14 protein-coding genes are annotated in these 17,578 nt (G+C 67.8%); 9 read left to right on the forward strand and 5 right to left on the reverse strand.

What is annotated here, in order from left to right:
• The first annotated feature begins 14 nt into the window (after nucleotides 1-14).
• The gene (locus tag WPS_RS10790) at nucleotides 15-1,664 is read left to right on the forward strand and encodes a SpoIIE family protein phosphatase (protein ID WP_317994498.1); all 1,650 of its coding nucleotides are present in this window, start codon (nucleotides 15-17) and stop codon (nucleotides 1,662-1,664) included.
• 9 nt (nucleotides 1,665-1,673) lie between these two features.
• Here WPS_RS10790 and WPS_RS10795 read toward each other — a convergent pair whose 3' ends face one another.
• From WPS_RS10795 to WPS_RS18220, 3 genes are all read right to left on the reverse strand, one after another.
• A complete protein-coding gene (locus WPS_RS10795; RefSeq protein WP_317994499.1) occupies nucleotides 1,674-1,835 on the reverse strand; it encodes a hypothetical protein in 162 nt (53 codons plus the stop codon).
• 79 nt (nucleotides 1,836-1,914) lie between these two features.
• Nucleotides 1,915-2,613 carry a Crp/Fnr family transcriptional regulator gene (locus WPS_RS10800; RefSeq protein WP_317994500.1) on the reverse strand — a complete coding sequence of 233 codons (699 nt, stop codon included), beginning with the start codon at nucleotides 2,611-2,613 and terminating at the stop codon, nucleotides 1,915-1,917.
• A gap of 20 nt (nucleotides 2,614-2,633) precedes the next feature.
• Nucleotides 2,634-2,966: an ATP-binding protein gene (locus WPS_RS18220; protein ID WP_405054955.1), complete on the reverse strand. Its 333-nt coding sequence runs from the start codon at nucleotides 2,964-2,966 to the stop codon at nucleotides 2,634-2,636.
• Between WPS_RS18220 and WPS_RS10805 the strand changes: the two genes are divergently transcribed.
• Nucleotides 2,883-3,062 carry a hypothetical protein gene (locus WPS_RS10805; protein ID WP_317994501.1) on the forward strand — a complete coding sequence of 60 codons (180 nt, stop codon included), beginning with the start codon at nucleotides 2,883-2,885 and terminating at the stop codon, nucleotides 3,060-3,062. The genes WPS_RS18220 and WPS_RS10805 overlap by 84 nt on opposite strands.
• Here the strand turns inward: WPS_RS10805 and WPS_RS10810 are convergent.
• Nucleotides 3,052-4,416 carry an ATP-binding SpoIIE family protein phosphatase gene (locus WPS_RS10810; RefSeq protein ID WP_317994502.1) on the reverse strand — a complete coding sequence of 455 codons (1,365 nt, stop codon included), beginning with the start codon at nucleotides 4,414-4,416 and terminating at the stop codon, nucleotides 3,052-3,054. The genes WPS_RS10805 and WPS_RS10810 overlap by 11 nt on opposite strands.
• A gap of 148 nt (nucleotides 4,417-4,564) precedes the next feature.
• Nucleotides 4,565-5,149 (reverse strand): hypothetical protein, encoded by a 585-nt coding sequence (locus WPS_RS10815; RefSeq protein WP_317994503.1) that lies wholly within the window; start codon nucleotides 5,147-5,149, stop codon nucleotides 4,565-4,567.
• 11 nt (nucleotides 5,150-5,160) lie between these two features.
• On the opposite strand from WPS_RS10815, the gene WPS_RS10820 reads away from it, so the two are divergent.
• From WPS_RS10820 to WPS_RS10850, 7 genes are all read left to right on the forward strand, one after another.
• On the forward strand, nucleotides 5,161-11,145 hold the full coding sequence (locus WPS_RS10820) for a HAMP domain-containing protein (RefSeq protein WP_317994504.1): 5,985 nt from the start codon (nucleotides 5,161-5,163) through the stop codon (nucleotides 11,143-11,145).
• Nucleotides 11,146-11,175: 30 nt separating this feature from the next.
• Entirely contained in the window at nucleotides 11,176-12,057 is an 882-nt protein-coding gene (locus tag WPS_RS10825; RefSeq protein WP_317994505.1) for a CheR family methyltransferase, read from the forward strand.
• Between the two features lie 182 nt (nucleotides 12,058-12,239).
• The gene (gene kdpF / locus WPS_RS10830) at nucleotides 12,240-12,329 is read left to right on the forward strand and encodes a K(+)-transporting ATPase subunit F (RefSeq protein WP_317994506.1); all 90 of its coding nucleotides are present in this window, start codon (nucleotides 12,240-12,242) and stop codon (nucleotides 12,327-12,329) included.
• Nucleotides 12,330-12,346: 17 nt separating this feature from the next.
• Entirely contained in the window at nucleotides 12,347-14,047 is a 1,701-nt protein-coding gene (kdpA, locus tag WPS_RS10835) for a potassium-transporting ATPase subunit KdpA (RefSeq protein WP_317994507.1), read from the forward strand.
• A gap of 1 nt (nucleotide 14,048) precedes the next feature.
• Nucleotides 14,049-16,130 (forward strand): potassium-transporting ATPase subunit KdpB, encoded by a 2,082-nt coding sequence (kdpB, locus tag WPS_RS10840; protein WP_317994508.1) that lies wholly within the window; start codon nucleotides 14,049-14,051, stop codon nucleotides 16,128-16,130.
• The gene (kdpC, locus tag WPS_RS10845; RefSeq protein WP_317994509.1) at nucleotides 16,127-16,720 is read left to right on the forward strand and encodes a potassium-transporting ATPase subunit KdpC; all 594 of its coding nucleotides are present in this window, start codon (nucleotides 16,127-16,129) and stop codon (nucleotides 16,718-16,720) included. The genes kdpB and kdpC overlap by 4 nt, the downstream gene beginning before the upstream one ends.
• Nucleotides 16,717-17,577 carry a hypothetical protein gene (locus WPS_RS10850; protein WP_317994510.1) on the forward strand — a complete coding sequence of 287 codons (861 nt, stop codon included), beginning with the start codon at nucleotides 16,717-16,719 and terminating at the stop codon, nucleotides 17,575-17,577. The genes kdpC and WPS_RS10850 overlap by 4 nt, the downstream gene beginning before the upstream one ends.
• The last annotated feature ends 1 nt before the right edge of the window (nucleotide 17,578 follow it).

Genomic DNA, 17,578 nt, shown 5'->3' on the forward strand with positions numbered 1-17,578 from the left:
CGGAAGGAAGCGCTATGTCCGAGGCCCCCGTGGAGTCGAGCGCAATCGACTTGCGGCTTGTTGTCGATTCCCTTCCCTTCCCATCCTGGTTCGCGAACGCCGCCGGGGCGGTCGTGGGCGCCAACGCGCGCTGGGGCGCCTTCACCGGCCAGCCGGTCGCCGCGGTGCTGGGTTCTGGCTGGATCAACGCCCTCGCCCCCGAAGAGCGCAACCGGGCGACGGCGGCCTTCGGCGCCGCGACGGCCGCCGGAACGACCGAGATCTTCGTCACCCGCCTCATCCGGCACGATAACCAGATCCGCTGGATGCGCGCCCGGCTGATCCCGATCCGCGACGCCGGCGGGGCGATCGGGCAGTGGTTGGCGACCTGGTCGGACGTCGACGACGAGGTCCGCACCGCCGAGCGCCTGCGCGTCGCTGCCGCCGCGAACGCGGCGCTGGTGCGCAGCACCGGGCTCGACGCGACCTTCGCGGCGCTCGACCGGCTGATCGTCCCGGCGCTCGCCGACTGGTACTCGCTCCACCGCGTCGAGGACGACGGGCTGCTGCGGATCGTCCACGCGCGCCACCGCGACCCCGAGCGTGCCGGGGCGAGCGCGACGATGAGCGGCACGCCGATGCGCGTCACCCAAGGCAACAACTACGAAGCGTTCCGCACCGGGCGCCCGGTACTCAACGTGACGACCGACCTCGACCGCGCGCTCGCAAACCACATCGCCAACGGAGCGTCGCCCGCGTTCGTCGACGCCGTGCGTTCGATGGGCTACCGTTGCGGGATCGCGCTCCCGCTCCAACACCGCGGCCGGATCGTGGGCACGCTGCACGTCGTGCGCTCCGAGCCGGGGAGCGGCGCCTACGACGCGCGCGACATCCCGCTCTTCACGGAGATCGCCGCGACCACCGCCGCCTCAATCGTGCAGGCGCAGACGTACGACGCACTGGTCGCATCCTACGAACGCGAACACCGCGTCGCCACGGTGATGCAGGAAGGCGCGCTGCCCACCACCCTGCCGCAGGTGCCGGGGATGCAGTTCGATGCGTACTACGCGCCGGCGCGCAGCGAAGCGCTCATCGGCGGCGACTGGTACGACGCGCTGCAGCTGCGCGACGGACGGATCGTGCTCTCGATCGGCGACGTCGTCGGCAGCGGTCTGGACGCCGCGGTGACGATGAGCAACGTGCGCCAAGTGATCCGCGGCGTCGCGCACGTCCACCCGAATCCGATGACGCTCCTCGACGCCGCCGACGGAACGCTGCGCGCCGAACGCCCCGACCGCATCGTCACCGCGTTCGTCGCCATCTACGATCCCGCGACGCGGATCCTCACCTACGCGTCGGCCGGACATTCGCCGCCGCTGCTGCGCGAGCCGGACGGGACGCTCCACGAACTGCGCGCCGACGCGCTCCCGCTCGGTTTGCGCCGGCCGGACGAAGGCGCGGAGCAGAAGGTGCGCATCCCGCCCGGATCGCTGCTCTTGCTCTATACCGACGGCCTCGTCGAATCGACGCGCGATCTCCTCGCCGGCGAAGCGCGCGTACGCGCCGCGCTCGACGATCCGGCCGTTCGCGACGTCGAGCATCCAGCGCGCGCGTTGCACGACGCGGTGCTCTACGACGGATCGTTCGACGACGTCGCGATTTTGACGGTCGCCATTACGCGCTGAAGGGTTGGCTTACGCGACGGCCGGCTTCTTCTGCACGCGGTCGACCGCGGCTTCGAGCGCGGCGTGCTTGTCGCGCGGGCACGGGCAACGACGCAGCCGTTCGCCGTTGCAGCCTTCGAAGTCGTGATTGCTCAGCGGGTGACCGCAGGGGCAAGAGACGAGGTTTTCCACGGCGTTGCCTTTCGCAGGGTGCGCGTACCTGCTGTCTACCACCGGACGCCGGCTTGCAAACCTGCTTCGCCGGCGAGCACTACGACACGCCGCGGCGCAGCAGCTCCACCGAGCGCTCGTAGCACAGGCACGCGATCGAGGCCAGGCGCGCGTCGTCGAGCATCCGCACCCGCGCGTAGCCGTGCGCGACCAGGCCGTCATCGACGAAACGTCCGAGCACCGTGACGACGCTCGCCCGCCGCACCCCGAGCATCATCGCGATCACGTCCTGGGTAATCTGGATATCGTCGCCGACGCGGTCGCGCGTTGCCAGTAGCCACTTCGCCAGGCGCTGTTCGATGGTGTGGCGGGCGTTGCACGCGACCCACTGCCCGCGCAGCGTGAGCACCGCACCAACGTAACGCATCACCGCCTCGCGCAGCGCCGGGTCGGGTTCCAGCAGGTCGAGGAACACGCGCGTATCGAGCCGGCCGAACCGGCCCGGCGACTGCACGAGCCAGGTGTCCGCGCTCACGCGCGCGCCGAGCAGCGCCTCGATTCCGAGGAACCCTTCCGGACCAGCTGCATCCACTTCGACGTTCGTGTCGTTCTCGAGGCCGCGCAGCGTCGAGACGACGCCAGAGAGCGGAAACCAGATCGCATCGATCCGCTCGTTCACCCGCTGCAGCACGTCCCCGATCGCTCCACCGTGCACGGTCATGCGCGACTCGACGAGCGTGCGGGTCGCCGGTGCGAGGGTGCCCAGGAAGCGATTGTTCTCTGCGGGAGCGACGGCCATCCCGACTCATGTACCCGCCTTCAGCGCGGAACGATGAAGCGAACGCGCGTCCTTGAAGCCGAGCGCTCAATCGACGCCTCGGCGCTCAGCGTGGGCAGCAGAAAGAGGCCGCGGCCGCGCTCGGAGAGATGCGTCAAGCCGTCGGCCGCATCGGAAGAGGGTCGATGATGTCGGCGCCTGCCAGCGGCCGTCCTCCTCGATCTCCACGCGCACGCGGTCGTCGAAGTCGCGGCGCGCAACCGGAACGCCCCGGCCGCCTGCCGGTAGGCGTGTTCGATCGCGTCGGCGATCGCTTCACCGGCGGCACCGATGGCGGCGTCGACGCGGTCGGACGCGACACCGCCGAGGAGCAGGAAGCCGCGCAGCGTGCCGCGCGCGATCGCTGCCGACCCTGCGGCGGCAACGAACGTTTCGTCGTACTCCGACCGCGGGCGCTGATCAGGCGCTGACACGGCCTTCCCGCAGCTCCATCGTGAGCCGCACCTGGGTGCGCGTTTGGTGCGTGCGGATCTCGACGGCGTCCATCAGCGCGCGCATCAGCGGGAGACCGCGGCCGCGCTCCTCGCGCCGCTGCACCGGTTTCCAGCGTCCGTCGTCGTCGACAGTGAGCACCAGCGTCGAATCGGTCACGCTCCCGTGGACGCGCACCGCGCCGCGGTTCGCGCCGTAGGCGTGTTCGACGGCGTTGGCGAGCGCTTCGCCCGCCGCGGTCAACACGCGGAAGGTCTCGTCCTCGTCGAAGCCGAGCCGCTCGACGTAACGCTGCAGACTGCGCCGTACGAGCGGCACCGCCATCGGAATCGCACTGAACATGAACGCGAAGGTCGAACCGCCGACGTCGGCGCTGCGCATCACCAGCGCCGCAACGTCGTCGGTGTTGGTGCGCTCGTTGAAGATGCGGCGCAGGAGTGCGTGCGCGGGATCGGCATCGCCGGTGACGACGCCGTGACGCAGCGCGTCGAGCAGCCGCTTTTCACCGTCGAGGACGTCGCGCGAGTATTCGATCAGCCCGTCGGTGTAGAGCGCGAAGATCCCGCCCGGGGGGATCGTGAACGACCAGTCGGTCGCGCCGACTTCGTCGATGATTCCGAGCGGCACGCCGTCTTTGGGGAGCATCACCGCGTTGCCGTCGGGCAGGGCGAGGATCGGCGCCGGATGTCCCGCCGTCGCGTAGGTGATCGTCCGTTCGCCCGGATCGACGATCCCGAACAGCGCCGTGACCATCACCGGGTTGGGGCGCATGTTGACGATCGTGTTGGCGCGTTCGAGGACGAGCGACGGCGAGTTGGGGTTAAGGGCCGCGGCACGGAACGCCTGGCGCACCTCGCCCATCACGATAGCGGCGCGCAAACCGTGCCCGGCGACGTCGCCGATCGAGACCGCGATCCGCCCATCGGGAAGCCGGAACGCGTCGTACCAGTCGCCTCCGACCGCCGCTTCCTCCGCGCCCGGGAGGTATGCCGCGTCGAAGACCAGCCGGTCGTCGACCGGGAGGCGCTCGGGGAGGAGCGCGCGCTGCAGAGTGTCGGCGACGTGGTGCTCGCGCGCGTACACCTGCGCGGCATCGACGGCGACCGCGATGCGCAGCGCGAGCTCTTCCCACATCGGGAGTTCGAGCGCGTCGTATTCGAACCGGGTCTCCCCGACGCGCATTGTGCCGAGCGCGTTGCCGCGCGAGACCAGCGGGAACGAACGGGCGTCGTGTTCGACGCGCCCGGCGCGGGCAAGCATGGTGCGGATCTCCCCCTCGTCGAGCTCGACGCTGATGCCGGCGGCAAATTCGGGGACGACGAGAGCCGCCACGGCAGCAAGCGTCTGCGCGTAGTCGAAACTCGTCGCTAATTCCCGGCTGGCCGCTACGAGAAGCCGGAGCGGTGCCGAAAGAGATCGCTCGTCGATTGTCTTTACCGGTCCATCCATGTGCAAAGGGCCCGGATCCTCCCCCGGGGTGTTACCCTTGGTTGCTCGTTTTCAAACGTCGCGACGTGTTCCGCCCGGGAATTGCGCGCTTCACGACAGTGCGGGAGCGCCGCGGCTCGTAGGGCGACGATGCCGCCCCCTCGCTCGACCGGTGACGCGGAATCGCACGCCCGCGTACGATACAGCATCTAAGCCCGTTTGACGAAATTTGACGACGGGTAGCTTGCTCGCATGACCCGGAACGGGACTCGTCGCACTTCGGCGCGACGGCGTCCGCGTTGCGGGCGTTCGTTCGTTCCGAGGAGACCCGCGCATGCCTGCGACCACCGCCGTGAAGGCCAAGTCGAACGGAAAACGCGCCGGCGGCGCCGCCGCGCCGCGCACCGGCGCCGGAAGTTCGGACGTCGCGAAGCGGCAATTGCTCTCCGCGCTGCGGGCCCTCTCGCGCGGCGATTTCACGGTAAAGCTGCCTTCGAGCTGGGACGGGATCGACGCCGACATCGCCGAGGCGTACAACGAACTCGTCGCCACCGAATCGCGGATGCTGCGCGAGATCGATCGCATCTCGACCGTCGTCGGCCATGATGGACGGCTCGGTCAGCGCGCCGACCTGCAAGCGCCGGGGTCGTGGGGCGAAAACTGCTGGCGGTCAACCGGCTCATCGACGATCTCACCCATCCGATCGCCGAGACGAGCCGCGTGCTCGGTGCGGTCGCGCGCGGCGACCTCTCGCAGCAGATGGCGCTCGAAGTCGACGGACGTCCGCTCAAGGGCGAGTTCCTCCGCAGCGCGCGCACCATCAACGCGATGGTCGATCAGCTCAACGCGTTCGCCGGTGAAGTCACCCGCGTCGCGCGCGAAGTCGGTTCCGAAGGGATCCTCGGCGGCCAAGCCCACGTGCGCGGCGTCGCCGGCACGTGGAAAGACCTCACCGACTCGGTCAACTCGATGGCCGGCACGCTGACGAACCAGATCCGCAACATCGCCGACGTCACCACCGCCGTCGCCAACGGCAACCTCTCGAAGAAGATCACCGTCGACGCGCGCGGTGAGATCCTGCAGCTCAAAGAGACCATCAACACGATGGTCGACCAGTTGAACACCTTCGCCGGCGAGGTGACGCGCGTTGCGCGCGAAGTCGGTTCCGAAGGGCGGCTCGGCGGCCAGGCCGACGTGCGCGGCGTCGCCGGGACGTGGAAAGATCTCACCGACTCGGTCAACACGATGGCCGGCAACCTGACCTCGCAGGTGCGCAACATCGCCGACGTCACCACCGCCGTCGCCAAAGGCGATCTCTCGAAGAAGATCACCGTCGACGTGAAGGGCGAGGTGCTCGAGCTCAAGGGCACGATCAACACGATGGTCGACCAGCTCAACACCTTCGCCGGCGAGGTCACGCGCGTCGCGCGCGAGGTCGGCACCGACGGCCGACTCGGCGGTCAGGCGCAGGTCGAGGGCGTCGCCGGGACGTGGAAAGACTTGACCGACTCGGTGAACACGATGGCCGGCAACCTGACCGCGCAGGTCCGCAACATCGCCGAAGTGACCACCGCCGTTGCGAAGGGCGATCTGTCGAAGAAGATCACGGTCGACGTCAAGGGCGAAGTGCTCGAGCTCAAGGGCACGATCAACACGATGGTCGATCAGCTCAACGCGTTCGCCGGCGAGGTGACGCGCGTCGCGCGCGAGGTCGGCACCGAAGGCCGCCTCGGCGGTCAGGCGCAGGTCGAAGGCGTCGCCGGGACGTGGAAAGACTTGACCGACTCGGTCAACACGATGGCCGGCAACCTGACGGCGCAGGTCCGCAACATCGCCGAAGTGACGACCGCCGTCGCCAACGGCGACCTCTCGAAGAAGATCACCGTCAGCGTGCGCGGCGAAGTGCTCGAGCTGAAGACGACGATCAACACGATGGTCGACCAGCTCAACTCCTTCGCCGCCGAGGTCACCCCCGTCGCGCGCGAGGTCGGCACCGACGGCCGTCTGGGCGGACAGGCCGACGTCCGCGGCGTCGCCGGGACGTGGAAGGATCTCACCGACTCGGTGAACTCGATGGCCGGCAACCTGACGAACCAGGTCCGCAACATCGCCGCCGTCACCACCGCCGTCGCGCGCGGCGACCTCTCGAAGAAGATCACCGTCGACGTGAAGGGCGAGATGCTCGAGCTGAAGGCGACCGTCAACACGATGGTCGACCAGCTCAACGCGTTCGCCGGCGAGGTGACGCGCGTCGCGCGCGAAGTCGGCACCGACGGAAAACTCGGCGGTCAGGCGCAGGTCGAAGGCGTCGCCGGCACCTGGAAAGATCTCACCGACTCGGTCAACTCGATGGCCGCGAATCTGACGAATCAGGTCCGCAACATCGCCGACGTCACCACCGCCGTCGCCAACGGCGACCTCTCGAAGAAGATCACCGTCGACGTGCGCGGCGAGATGGCCGAACTCAAGGGCACGGTCAACACGATGGTCGACCAGCTCAACGCGTTCGCGTCGGAGGTCACGCGCGTCGCGCGCGAAGTCGGCTCCGAAGGGCGTCTGGGCGGTCAGGCCTACGTGCAGGGCGTCGCCGGAACGTGGAAAGACCTCACCGACAACGTCAACTTCATGGCCTCGAACCTGACCTCGCAGGTGCGCAACATCGCCGACGTCACCACCGCCGTCGCGAAGGGCGATCTCTCGAAGAAGATCACCGTCGACGTCAAGGGCGAGATGCTCGAGCTCAAGGCGACCGTCAACACGATGGTCGACCAGCTCAACGCGTTCGCCGCCGAAGTCACGCGCGTCGCGCGCGAAGTCGGAACCGACGGGAAACTCGGCGGCCAGGCCGTCGTGCCGGGCGTCGGCAGGACGTGGAAGGACCTCACCGATTCGGTGAACTCGATGGCGTCGTCGCTGACCGCGCAGGTCCGCAACATCGCCGACGTCACCACCGCCGTCGCGCGCGGCGATCTTTCGAAGAAGATCACCGTCGACGCGCGCGGCGAGATCCTCGAACTCAAGGGCACCGTCAACACGATGGTCGACCAGCTCAACGCGTTCGCCGGCGAAGTCACGCGCGTCGCGCGCGAGGTCGGATCCGAAGGGACGCTCGGCGGTCAGGCCCAGGTGCAGGGCGTCGCGGGCACGTGGAAAGACCTCACCGACTCGGTGAACTCGATGGCCGCGAACCTGACGAACCAGGTCCGCAACATCGCGAAGGTGACGACCGCCGTCGCCAACGGCGACCTCTCGAAGAAGGTCACCGTCGACGTGCGCGGCGAGATGCTCGAGCTCAAAGACACCATCAACACGATGGTCGACCAGCTCAACGCGTTCGCCGGCGAAGTCACGCGCGTCGCGCGCGAGGTCGGCTCCGAAGGGATCTTCGGCGGACGGGCCGCCGTCCCCGGCGTCGCCGGCACGTGGAAAGACCTTACCGACTCGGTGAACCGGATGGCCGGCAACCTGACGAATCAGGTGCGCGGGATCGCGAAGGTCGTCACCGCGGTCGCCAACGGCGACCTGCAGCGCAAACTCGTCCTCGACGCGAAGGGCGAGATCGCGCAGCTCGCCGACACGATCAACGGGATGATCGACACGCTCGCGATCTTCGCCGATCAGGTGACGTCGGTCGCGCGCGAAGTCGGCTTCGAAGGGAAGCTCGGCGGTCAGGCCGAGGTCCCGGGCGCCGCGGGCCTGTGGCGCGACCTCACCGACTCGGTGAACCAGCTCGCCGCGCAGCTCACCTCGCAGATCCGCGCGATCGGCGAGGTCGCAACGGCCGTCACCAAGGGCGATCTCTCGCGCACGATCGAGGTCGGCGCTCAGGGCGAGGTCGGACAGTTGACGGAAAACGTCAACGAGATGATCCGCAACCTGCGCGACACGACGCGCGAGAACAAAGAGCAGGATTGGCTCAAGTCCAACCTGGCGCGCTTTTCGGGGATGCTGCAGGGTCAGAAAGACATCAAGACCGTCGCGAAGCTCATCATGACTGAGCTCGCGCCGCTGGTGAACGCGCAGGTCGGCATCTTCTACCTCAACGAGCCGACCGACGATCGTCCGCTGCTGCGCTACACGGCCGGGTATGCCGCGCCGCGCCGCCGCGGGACGCTGCAGTTCGGCCCCGGCGAGGGGCTCGTCGGTCAGTGCGTGATCGAGAAGAACCGCATCAACATCACCAACGTCCCGCCCGAGTATCTCGAACTGACCTCGGGGTCCGGGCGGGCGCAGCCGCTCAACGTCGTCGTGCTGCCGGTGCTCTTCGAAGGCGACATCAAAGCCGTCATCGAGCTGGCGTCGTTCGAAACGTTCAGCGACAACCACTTGCTCTTCCTCGACCAGTTGACGCAGTCGATCGGCATCGTCCTCAACACGATCGCCGCCAACATGCGCACCGAGGAACTGCTCAAGCAGTCGCAGTCGCTGACGACCGAACTGCAGTCCCAGCAGGACGAGCTCCAGCAGACCAACGAGGAGCTCGAAGAGAAAGCGCGTCTGCTCGCCGAGCAGAACGAAGAGGTCGAGAAGCGCACGCGCGAGATCGAAGAAGCACGCCGCGCCCTCGAACAGAAAGCCGAACAGCTGGCGCTCACCTCGAAATACAAGTCGCAGTTCCTCGCCAACATGTCGCACGAGCTGCGCACCCCGCTCAACTCGCTGCTCATCCTCTCCAAACAGCTCAGCGACAACAAGGAACAGAACCTCTCAGGCCGTCAGGTTGAGATGGCGCGGACGATCCGCCGCGCCGGCACCGATCTGCTCACGCTGATCAACGACATCCTCGACCTCTCGAAGATCGAGTCGGGGACGACCTCGGTCGACATCGCCGAACAGCGCGTCGCCGACATCGCCGACGACATCGAAAGCACGTTCCGCGGCGTCGCGCAAGAACGCGGCCTGCTCTTCGCGATCCAGGTCGATGAAGACGTCCCGGAGACGTTCGATACCGACCAGACGCGCTTGATGCAGATCCTCAAGAACCTGCTCTCCAACGCGTTCAAGTTCACCTCGCACGGCTCGGTCGAGCTCGGGGTGAGCCGGGTTCTGCGCAACGTCGACGGGCTCCATGTCGCGCCGTTCATCGCGTTCGCCGTCCACGACACCGGGATCGGGATCCCGGCGGACAAGCACAACGTCATCTTCGAAGCGTTCCAGCAAGCCGACATGTCGACCGCGCGCAAGTACGGCGGCACGGGCCTCGGCCTTGCGATCTCGCGCGAGATCGCCGGACTGCTGGGCGGCGACATGACCGTCGAATCCGAGCCGGGCGCCGGATCGACGTTCACCTTCTATCACCCGCTCGAGCGGAGCGCGCGGACGGCGCCGTACGAATCCGTCCCCGTCCCGCCGCGGATGACGCGGCGGCCCGAACCGCCGACGCTGCCGGCGGCGCCGCCGACGCTCCCCGCCGTCCTGCTCGGCGACGCCGACGACGACCGCGCGAACGTCCGTCCGCAGGACCACGTCGTGCTGATCGTCGAGGACGACGCGACGTTCGCGCGGATCCTGCTCGGCCTTGCGCGCGACCGCGGCTTCAAGGGGCTGATGGCGCGCACGGGCGCCGACGGGCTCGCGCTCGCGCGGCAGTTCGTTCCCGACGCGATCACGCTCGACATCGGGCTCCCCGACGTCGACGGCTGGGTGCTGCTCGATCAGCTCAAGAAAGATCCCGCCACCAAGGGGATCCCGGTGCACGTGATCTCGGGCGAGGAGCAGTGGCAGAAGGCGCTCGACTCGGGGGCATTCGCGCACCTGAAGAAACCGGCGAGCGAAGACGCGCTCACCCAGGCCTTCGACAATCTGCTCGGTTTCGCCGACTCCGCATCGCGCAACGTGCTGGTCGTCGAGGACGACATCACGCAGCTCTCGGCGATGGCAAACCTGATCGAGAGCGGCGAGGTCAGCGTCACCGCGGTCTCGACCGGCGCGCAGGCGCTGGCGGCGTTGGATCAGGCGAAGTTCGACTGCATCGTGATCGATCTCGGGCTCCCCGACATGGACGGGACCGAAGCGATCGAGAAGATCAAGGCGCATCCCGCGCACGTGCGCGTCCCGGTCATCGTCTACACCGGGCGCGTATTGAGCGAGCGCGAGGAAGCCGCGATTCGGCACCTCACCGAGTCGGTGATCGTGAAGGACGCGATGTCGCCCGAGCGGCTGATCGAGGAGACCTCGTACCTCCTCAACCAGGTCGAGGCGCGGCTCCCCGAAGCGAAGCGCCCGCCGGCGGCGACGTCGTCGATCGCGTCGCTCGAAGGCCGCACGATCCTCATCACCGACGACGACACGCGCAACATCTTCGCCCTGCGCAGCGCGCTCGAGGAGTTCCGCATCAACGTCCTGACCGCCGAGTCGGGCTTGGAGGCGATCGCGCTCCTGCGGTCGCATCCGGAGATCGACGCGGTCTTGATGGACATCATGATGCCGGAGATGGACGGCTACGAGACCATCCGGCGGATCCGCGCACGCGAGGAGTGGCAGACCCTGCCGATCATCGCGCTCACGGCGAAGGCGATGAAGGGCGATCGCGAGCAGTGCCTCGCGGCCGGCGCCTCGGAGTACATCTCGAAGCCGGTCGACATCGAACAGCTCGTCGCGCTGATCCGCGTCTGGCTCAACGTGGCCGCATGATCGGCTTTCTCGGTCAAAGCGGGGGCCGCTTTGTCCGCTAAAGCCGCGCCGGAGCCGGGGACTCCGGCGCAGGCGGGCGGAAACGGCGCGCCGAGCGCGTCGCCGGCGATTGCCGATCTCGAGCTGAACCTTCTGCTCGAGGCGGTCTATCGGGTGTCGGGATTCGACTTTCGCGAGTACGCACCGGCGACGCTGAAGCGGCGCGTCGCCGAGCGGGTGCGCGCGGAGGGGGCGGCGACGACGACCGGGCTGCTCGAGCGGGTGCTGCACGACGAGGGCGCGATGGCGCGCTTCATCGACGCGCTCACGCACAACCCAAGCTCGCCGTTCCGCGAACCGCAGTTCTTCACCGCATTCCTGGAACGCGTCGTGCCCCGCCTGCGCACGTTCCCCCACAGCCGCATCTGGGTGATCGGCTCGGGTGACGACGCCTACGCGCTCGCGATCCTGCTCCGCGAGGCCGAGTTTTTCCAGCGCACGCGCATCTACGCGACGGATGCCGGCGAGGCCGCGATCGACCGCGCCAAGGCCGGGACGTTCCCGAGCGATCAGCTCGAAGAATACGATCACCGCTACCGCGAGGCCGGCGGCACGCGGCGCTTCGCCGACTACGTCGACGTGCGCGACGGCGTCGCCGCGTACAAGCCCGCACTGCGCGAGCACATCGTCTTCGCCCAGCACAACCTCGCCGGCGACTCTTCGTTCAACGAGTTCCACGTCGTCGCCGCGCGCAACGTCCTGAGCCACTTCAATCGCACCCTCGCCTATCGCGCGCATCAAGTGATCTACGAGAGCCTGGTGCGTCTAGGCTACCTCGGCCTCTCCGCCAAAGAGACGCTCCAGTACACGCCGCACCAGCGCGCCTACGAAGAGCTCGACGGCACGGAACGGTTCTACCGCCGCCTGCGCTGACGTCCCCGTCACCCTGAGCTCGTCGAAGGGCCGTTCGGATCGTCCGTTCGGCGGCTCCCGCTCGGCGCTCCGACGCGGTAGCGTCGGGGCATGAACCCATTTCTGCTCGAGGCGGGCCTCGTCGCGCTCAGCGCGCTGTGCTTTTGGCTCCTCGACCGCTACGTCGTCGGGTGCGGCCGGATATGACCGCCGACCTCACCGTCGGCCTGCTGCTCGCGATCGCCGCGCTCGCGTATCTGACGTACGCGATGTTGCGGCCCGAACAGTTCTGAGCAAGGGGAGCACGCGGATGACCCTCATCGGATGGCTGCAGGCCGCCCTCGTCTTTGCGCTCGTGTGGCTGTGCGTCAAGCCGCTCGGCACCTACATGGCGGTGACGTTCGAAGGCGGACGGACGTGGATGACGCCGGTCCTCGGTCCGCTCGAACGCACGATCTACCGCATCTCCCGGGTCGACGCGGGGCGCGAGATGAGCTGGAAGGCGTATGCGTTCAGCGTCGTCGCGTTCAGCCTCGTCAGCCTCGTCTATCTCTACCTGCTGCTGCGAACGCAGGCGTTCTTGCCGCTCAACCCGCAAGGCTTCGGCAACCTCGCGCCCGACCTCGCGTGGAACACCGCCGTGTCGTTCATGACGAACACGAACTGGCAGTTCTATTCCGGCGAGTCGACGCTGAGCTACCTCAGCCAGATGGCGGGGCTCGCGTGGCACATGTTCGTCTCCGCAGGCACCGGGATCGCGATCGCGATCGCGTTCGTTCGCGGCGTCGCGCGCGCGAACGTCGCCACGATCGGCAACTTCTGGGTCGATCTGACTCGCGCGGTGCTGTACATCCTGCTGCCGATCTCGGTGGTGGGTGCGCTGATCTTCGCCTGGCAGGGGATGCCGCAGAACTTCAGCGCGTACACTCCTGTGAAGACGCTCGAGGGCGCAACGCAGTCGATCCCGCAAGGCCCGATGGCTTCGATGGAGCTCATCAAGGAGCTCGGAACGAACGGCGGCGGCTTTGTCGGCGCCAACTCGGCGGCGACCTGGGAGAACCCGAACGGGTTCACCAACCTGCTCGAGCTCTTCTGCATCCTGCTGATCGGCGCGGCGCTCACGTTCACCTACGGGCGCTACGTGAAGAACCAGCGCCAAGGCTGGGCGCTGTTCGCAGCGATGAGCATCATCCTCGCGCTGGGCTGGACCGCCGCGTACGCAGCGGAGGCGGCGGGGAATCCGATCGTCCACGCGCTCGGCGTGAGCGGCGGCAACATGGAAGGGAAAGAGACGCGCTTCGGGATCGCCGCGTCAGCGCTCTTCGCGGTGATCACGACGGCCACGTCGTGTGGTGCGGTCAACGCGATGCATGACTCGTTCACAGCGCTCGGCGGGCTGATCCCACTGGTGAACATGCAGCTCGGCGAGGTGGTCTTCGGCGGCGTCGGCAGCGGGCTCTACGGGATGCTTGCGTTCGTCGTGCTGACCGTGTTCGTCGCCGGCCTCATGGTCGGGCGCACGCCGGAGTTTCTCGGTAAGAAGATCGAGCGGCGCGAAGTGCAGTACGCGATCCTCGCGATACTCGTCGTCCCGGCGTTCTCGCTGATCCCGGCGTCGATCGCGTCGATTCTCCCCGCCGGCACGGCGACGCTCGGCAACGCCGGACCGCACGGCTTCAGCGAGATTCTCTACGCCTACACCTCGGGCGTCAACAACAACGGGAGCGCGTTCGGCGGCCTCGGCCCCAACGCGTACTGGAACGTGTCGATGGGGATCTCGATGCTGTTCGGTCGCCTCGCGGAGGCGATCCCCGCCCTCGCGCTCGCCGGCGCGCTCGCCGGCAAGAAATCGATCCCGCCGACCGCCGGCACCTTCACCACGACCTCGCCGATCTTCGTCGTGCTCCTGATCGGCGTGATCCTGATCGTCGGCGCGCTGACGTTCTTCCCGGCCGACGCGCTCGGCCCGATCGTCGAACACCTGCTGGCGGCGCAAGGAAAGGACTTCTGAGATGGTATCGCCTCGTCAACGTTCGCTGTTCGATCGCGAGATCGTCTTCCCGGCGATCCGGGACTCGTTCGTCAAGCTCGACCCGCGCGTCCAACTCAAGAACCCGGTCATGTTCGTCGTCGAAGTCGGCGCGGTCGCGTCGCTGCTGTACGCGTCTCACGACGTGCGCAACGGCCAGGCCGGCTTCGACGTCGCGATCTCGCTGTGGCTGTGGTTCACGGTGCTCTTCGCGAACTTCGCCGAAGCCGTCGCCGAGGGACGCGGCAAGGCGCAAGCCGACTTTCTGCGCCGCACCAAATCCGACACCTATGCGCGCCGGCTCATCGCAGACGGCCCTTCGAGCGGCTTGGGTCAGGCGCGCGAAGAGCGCGTCATCTCGTCGAGCCTGCGCCAGGGCGATCGGATCGTCGCCGAGACGAACGACATTATCGCCGCCGACGGCGAGATCGTCGAAGGCGCGGCGACCGTCGACGAGTCGGCGATCACGGGTGAGTCGGCCCCGGTGATCCGCGAAGCCGGCGGCGACCGCAGTTCGGTCACCGGCGGGACGCGCGTCCTCTCCGACCGCATCGTCTTCGTCGTCCGCGCGAACCCCGGCGAGTCGTTCATCGACCGGATGATCTCGCTGGTCGAGGGCGCGAAGCGCCAGAAGACGCCCAACGAAATCGCGCTCTCGATCCTGCTGGCCGGCCTGACGATCATCTTCGTCATTGCGGTCGCGACGCTCGCGCCGTTCTCGCTCTATGCGGGCGCCGTCCCCAGCGTCGTGGTGCTGATCGCCCTGCTGGTCTGCCTGATCCCGACGACGATCGGCGGACTGCTCTCTGCGATCGGGATCGCGGGGATGGACCGCGTCCTGCAGCGCAACGTGCTCGCGATGAGCGGGCGCGCCGTCGAAGCCGCGGGCGACGTCGACACGCTGCTCCTCGACAAGACCGGGACGATCACGCTGGGCAACCGCCAAGCCACTGAGATCATCCTCGCCGCCGGCGTCGATGGCCGCGACGCTCATCGCGCCGCATACATGGCGTCGCTCGCCGACGAGACGCCGGAGGGGCGCTCGATCGTCACCCTGGCCGCTCCGCTCGCCGGGATCGACCCGAGCACGAAAGGGAAACTCCCCGCCGATGCGACGATCGTCCCGTTCAGCGCGTACACGCGCATGAGCGGCGTCGACTTCCCCGGCGGCCCGTCGTTGCGCAAGGGCGCGCCCGATGCGGTGCGCGCGTGGGTGGCGTCCCAACCCAGCGGCACCATGTCGAACGAACTCGTCGGCGACGTCGAGCGGATCGCGCGCGCCGGAGGCACGCCGCTGCTGCTCGCCGAGAACAATCGCATCATCGGTGCGATCGCCTTGCGCGACATCCTCAAGCCGAACATGAAGGAACGCTTCGACCGCCTGCGCGCGATGGGGATCCGCACCGTGATGATCACCGGCGACAACCCGCTTACCGCGAGCGCGATCGCGCGCGAATCAGGCGTCGACGACTTCCTCGCCGAAGCGACGCCGGAGACGAAAATGGCGCTGATCAAGCGCGAGCAGACCGCGGGCCGGCTCGTCGCGATGACCGGCGACGGCACCAACGACGCACCGGCGCTCGCGCAAGCCGACGTCGGCCTCGCGATGAACAGCGGGACGCAGGCCGCCAAAGAGGCCGGCAACATGGTCGACCTCGACTCCGATCCCACCAAGCTCATCGAAGTCGTCGAGGTCGGCAAGCAACTGCTGATGACGCGCGGCGCGCTCACGACCTTCTCGATCGCGAACGACGTCGCGAAGTACTTCGCGATCCTGCCCGCGATGTTCATGACTGCGTATCCCGCGATGGACGCGCTCAACATCATGCGGCTCGCCACGCCGGCGAGCGCGATCCTCTCAGCGATCATCTTCAACGCGATCATCATCATCGCGCTGATCCCGCTCGCCCTGCGCGGCGTGCGCTACCGCCCGCGCGGTGCCAACGCCGTGCTTCGCGAGAACGTACTCGTCTACGGGCTCGGCGGCATTATCGTCCCGTTCATCGGGATCAAGGCGATCGACCTGATCCTGGTCGCCTTGCATCTCACCGGAGCGCACGCATGATCGTCACGCAACGCCATATCGTGACCTCGGTGCTGTACACGATCGTCACGGTCGTGCTGCTCGGCGTGCTGTATCCGGTCGCGATCTGGGCGATCAGCGTCGTGCTGTTTCCGCATCAGGCCGCGGGTTCGCTGATCACCGTGAACGGCACCGTGATCGGCTCCGAACTCGTCGGCCAAAACTTCAGCAAGCCCACGTATTTTCACCCGCGCCCGTCGGCTGCCGGGAAAGGGTACGATCCGACGTCGACGGGCGGCACCAACCTCGGACCCACGTCGAAGAAACTGATCGACGCGACGAAGGCCGCCGTGGCGGCGCTTCGTAAAGAGAACCCGGATGCGACGGGCCCGATTCCGATGGATCTCGTGACCTCAAGCGGGAGCGGGATCGACCCCGACATCTCGCCCGAGGGCGCGTACTATCAAGCGCCGCGCGTCGCGAAGGCGCGCGGGAGCACCGTCGCGGCCGTGCGCGCGCTGATCGGCGCGCACGTCACTCCTCGTACGCTCGGCATCCTCGGCGAACCGCGCGTGAACGTCCTCGAACTCAATCGCGCGCTTGACGCGCAAGGAGCCCCCCCGTCCAAGTGATTCGCACCATCGTCGCGGCAGCGCTCGTCGCGCTGCCGTCGGCCGCTCTCGCGCAGACCGCGCCGTCCCCGGCTGCGTCGCCGTCCGCATCGCCCGCAGCGAACGACATCTGCTCGAGCGGCCTCAACGCCGTCGTCAGCCGACCGACGCAAACGACGTCGGCCTGCGTCGTCAAACCGAACCGGATTCTGATCGAAACCGGATATCAAACGCAGACCGCCGACGTCTCCGGCGGCGGTTCCTACACGTATCAGTCCGTGCCGAACGCGACGATCCGCATCGGCACCGCGATGCGCAACGTCGAACTGCAGGTGCTGCCGCCGTCCGCGATCCGTTCCGCCGGGCTCACTGTCACCTCCGACGTCGGCGCCGGCGTGAAATGGCAGGCCGTCTCGACACCGACGTTCGCGTTCGGCGTCGATACGATCCTGACGGCGCCGACTGGAACGGATCCGGCGCGTTCGCCGAACGCTCTCGGCAGTGCGAACGCGGCGACGTACGTCTACAACGCGCAGGTGCAGGGTTCGCTCGGCAAGATCTTCGGCTACTCCGCCGGCGTCGGACTGCAGTACCTCGCTTCGGCCGGCGCGCGCTATATCTCGACGGTGCCGTCACTCGGGATGAGCGCGTCGCTCCCCAACGGCTTCGCCGTCGTCGTCGAAGGCTTCCACGCGACCAATGGCGAGGGTCCGGCAACGCCGGGCCACACCTGGTTCGACGCTGCGCTCGAGAAAGTCGTGGGCAACGCGCAGTTCGACCTTAACTTCGGCGTCTCGGACCGCATCACGCCGGCGCCCGGCGTGCCGAGCGTCCAGCGCCGCTACGCCGGCTTCGGGATCAGCTATCTGATCCCGTAAG

Origin of the sequence: Vulcanimicrobium alpinum (assembly GCF_027923555.1) — a bacterium.
Taxonomy (GTDB): domain Bacteria; phylum Vulcanimicrobiota; class Vulcanimicrobiia; order Vulcanimicrobiales; family Vulcanimicrobiaceae; genus Vulcanimicrobium; species Vulcanimicrobium alpinum.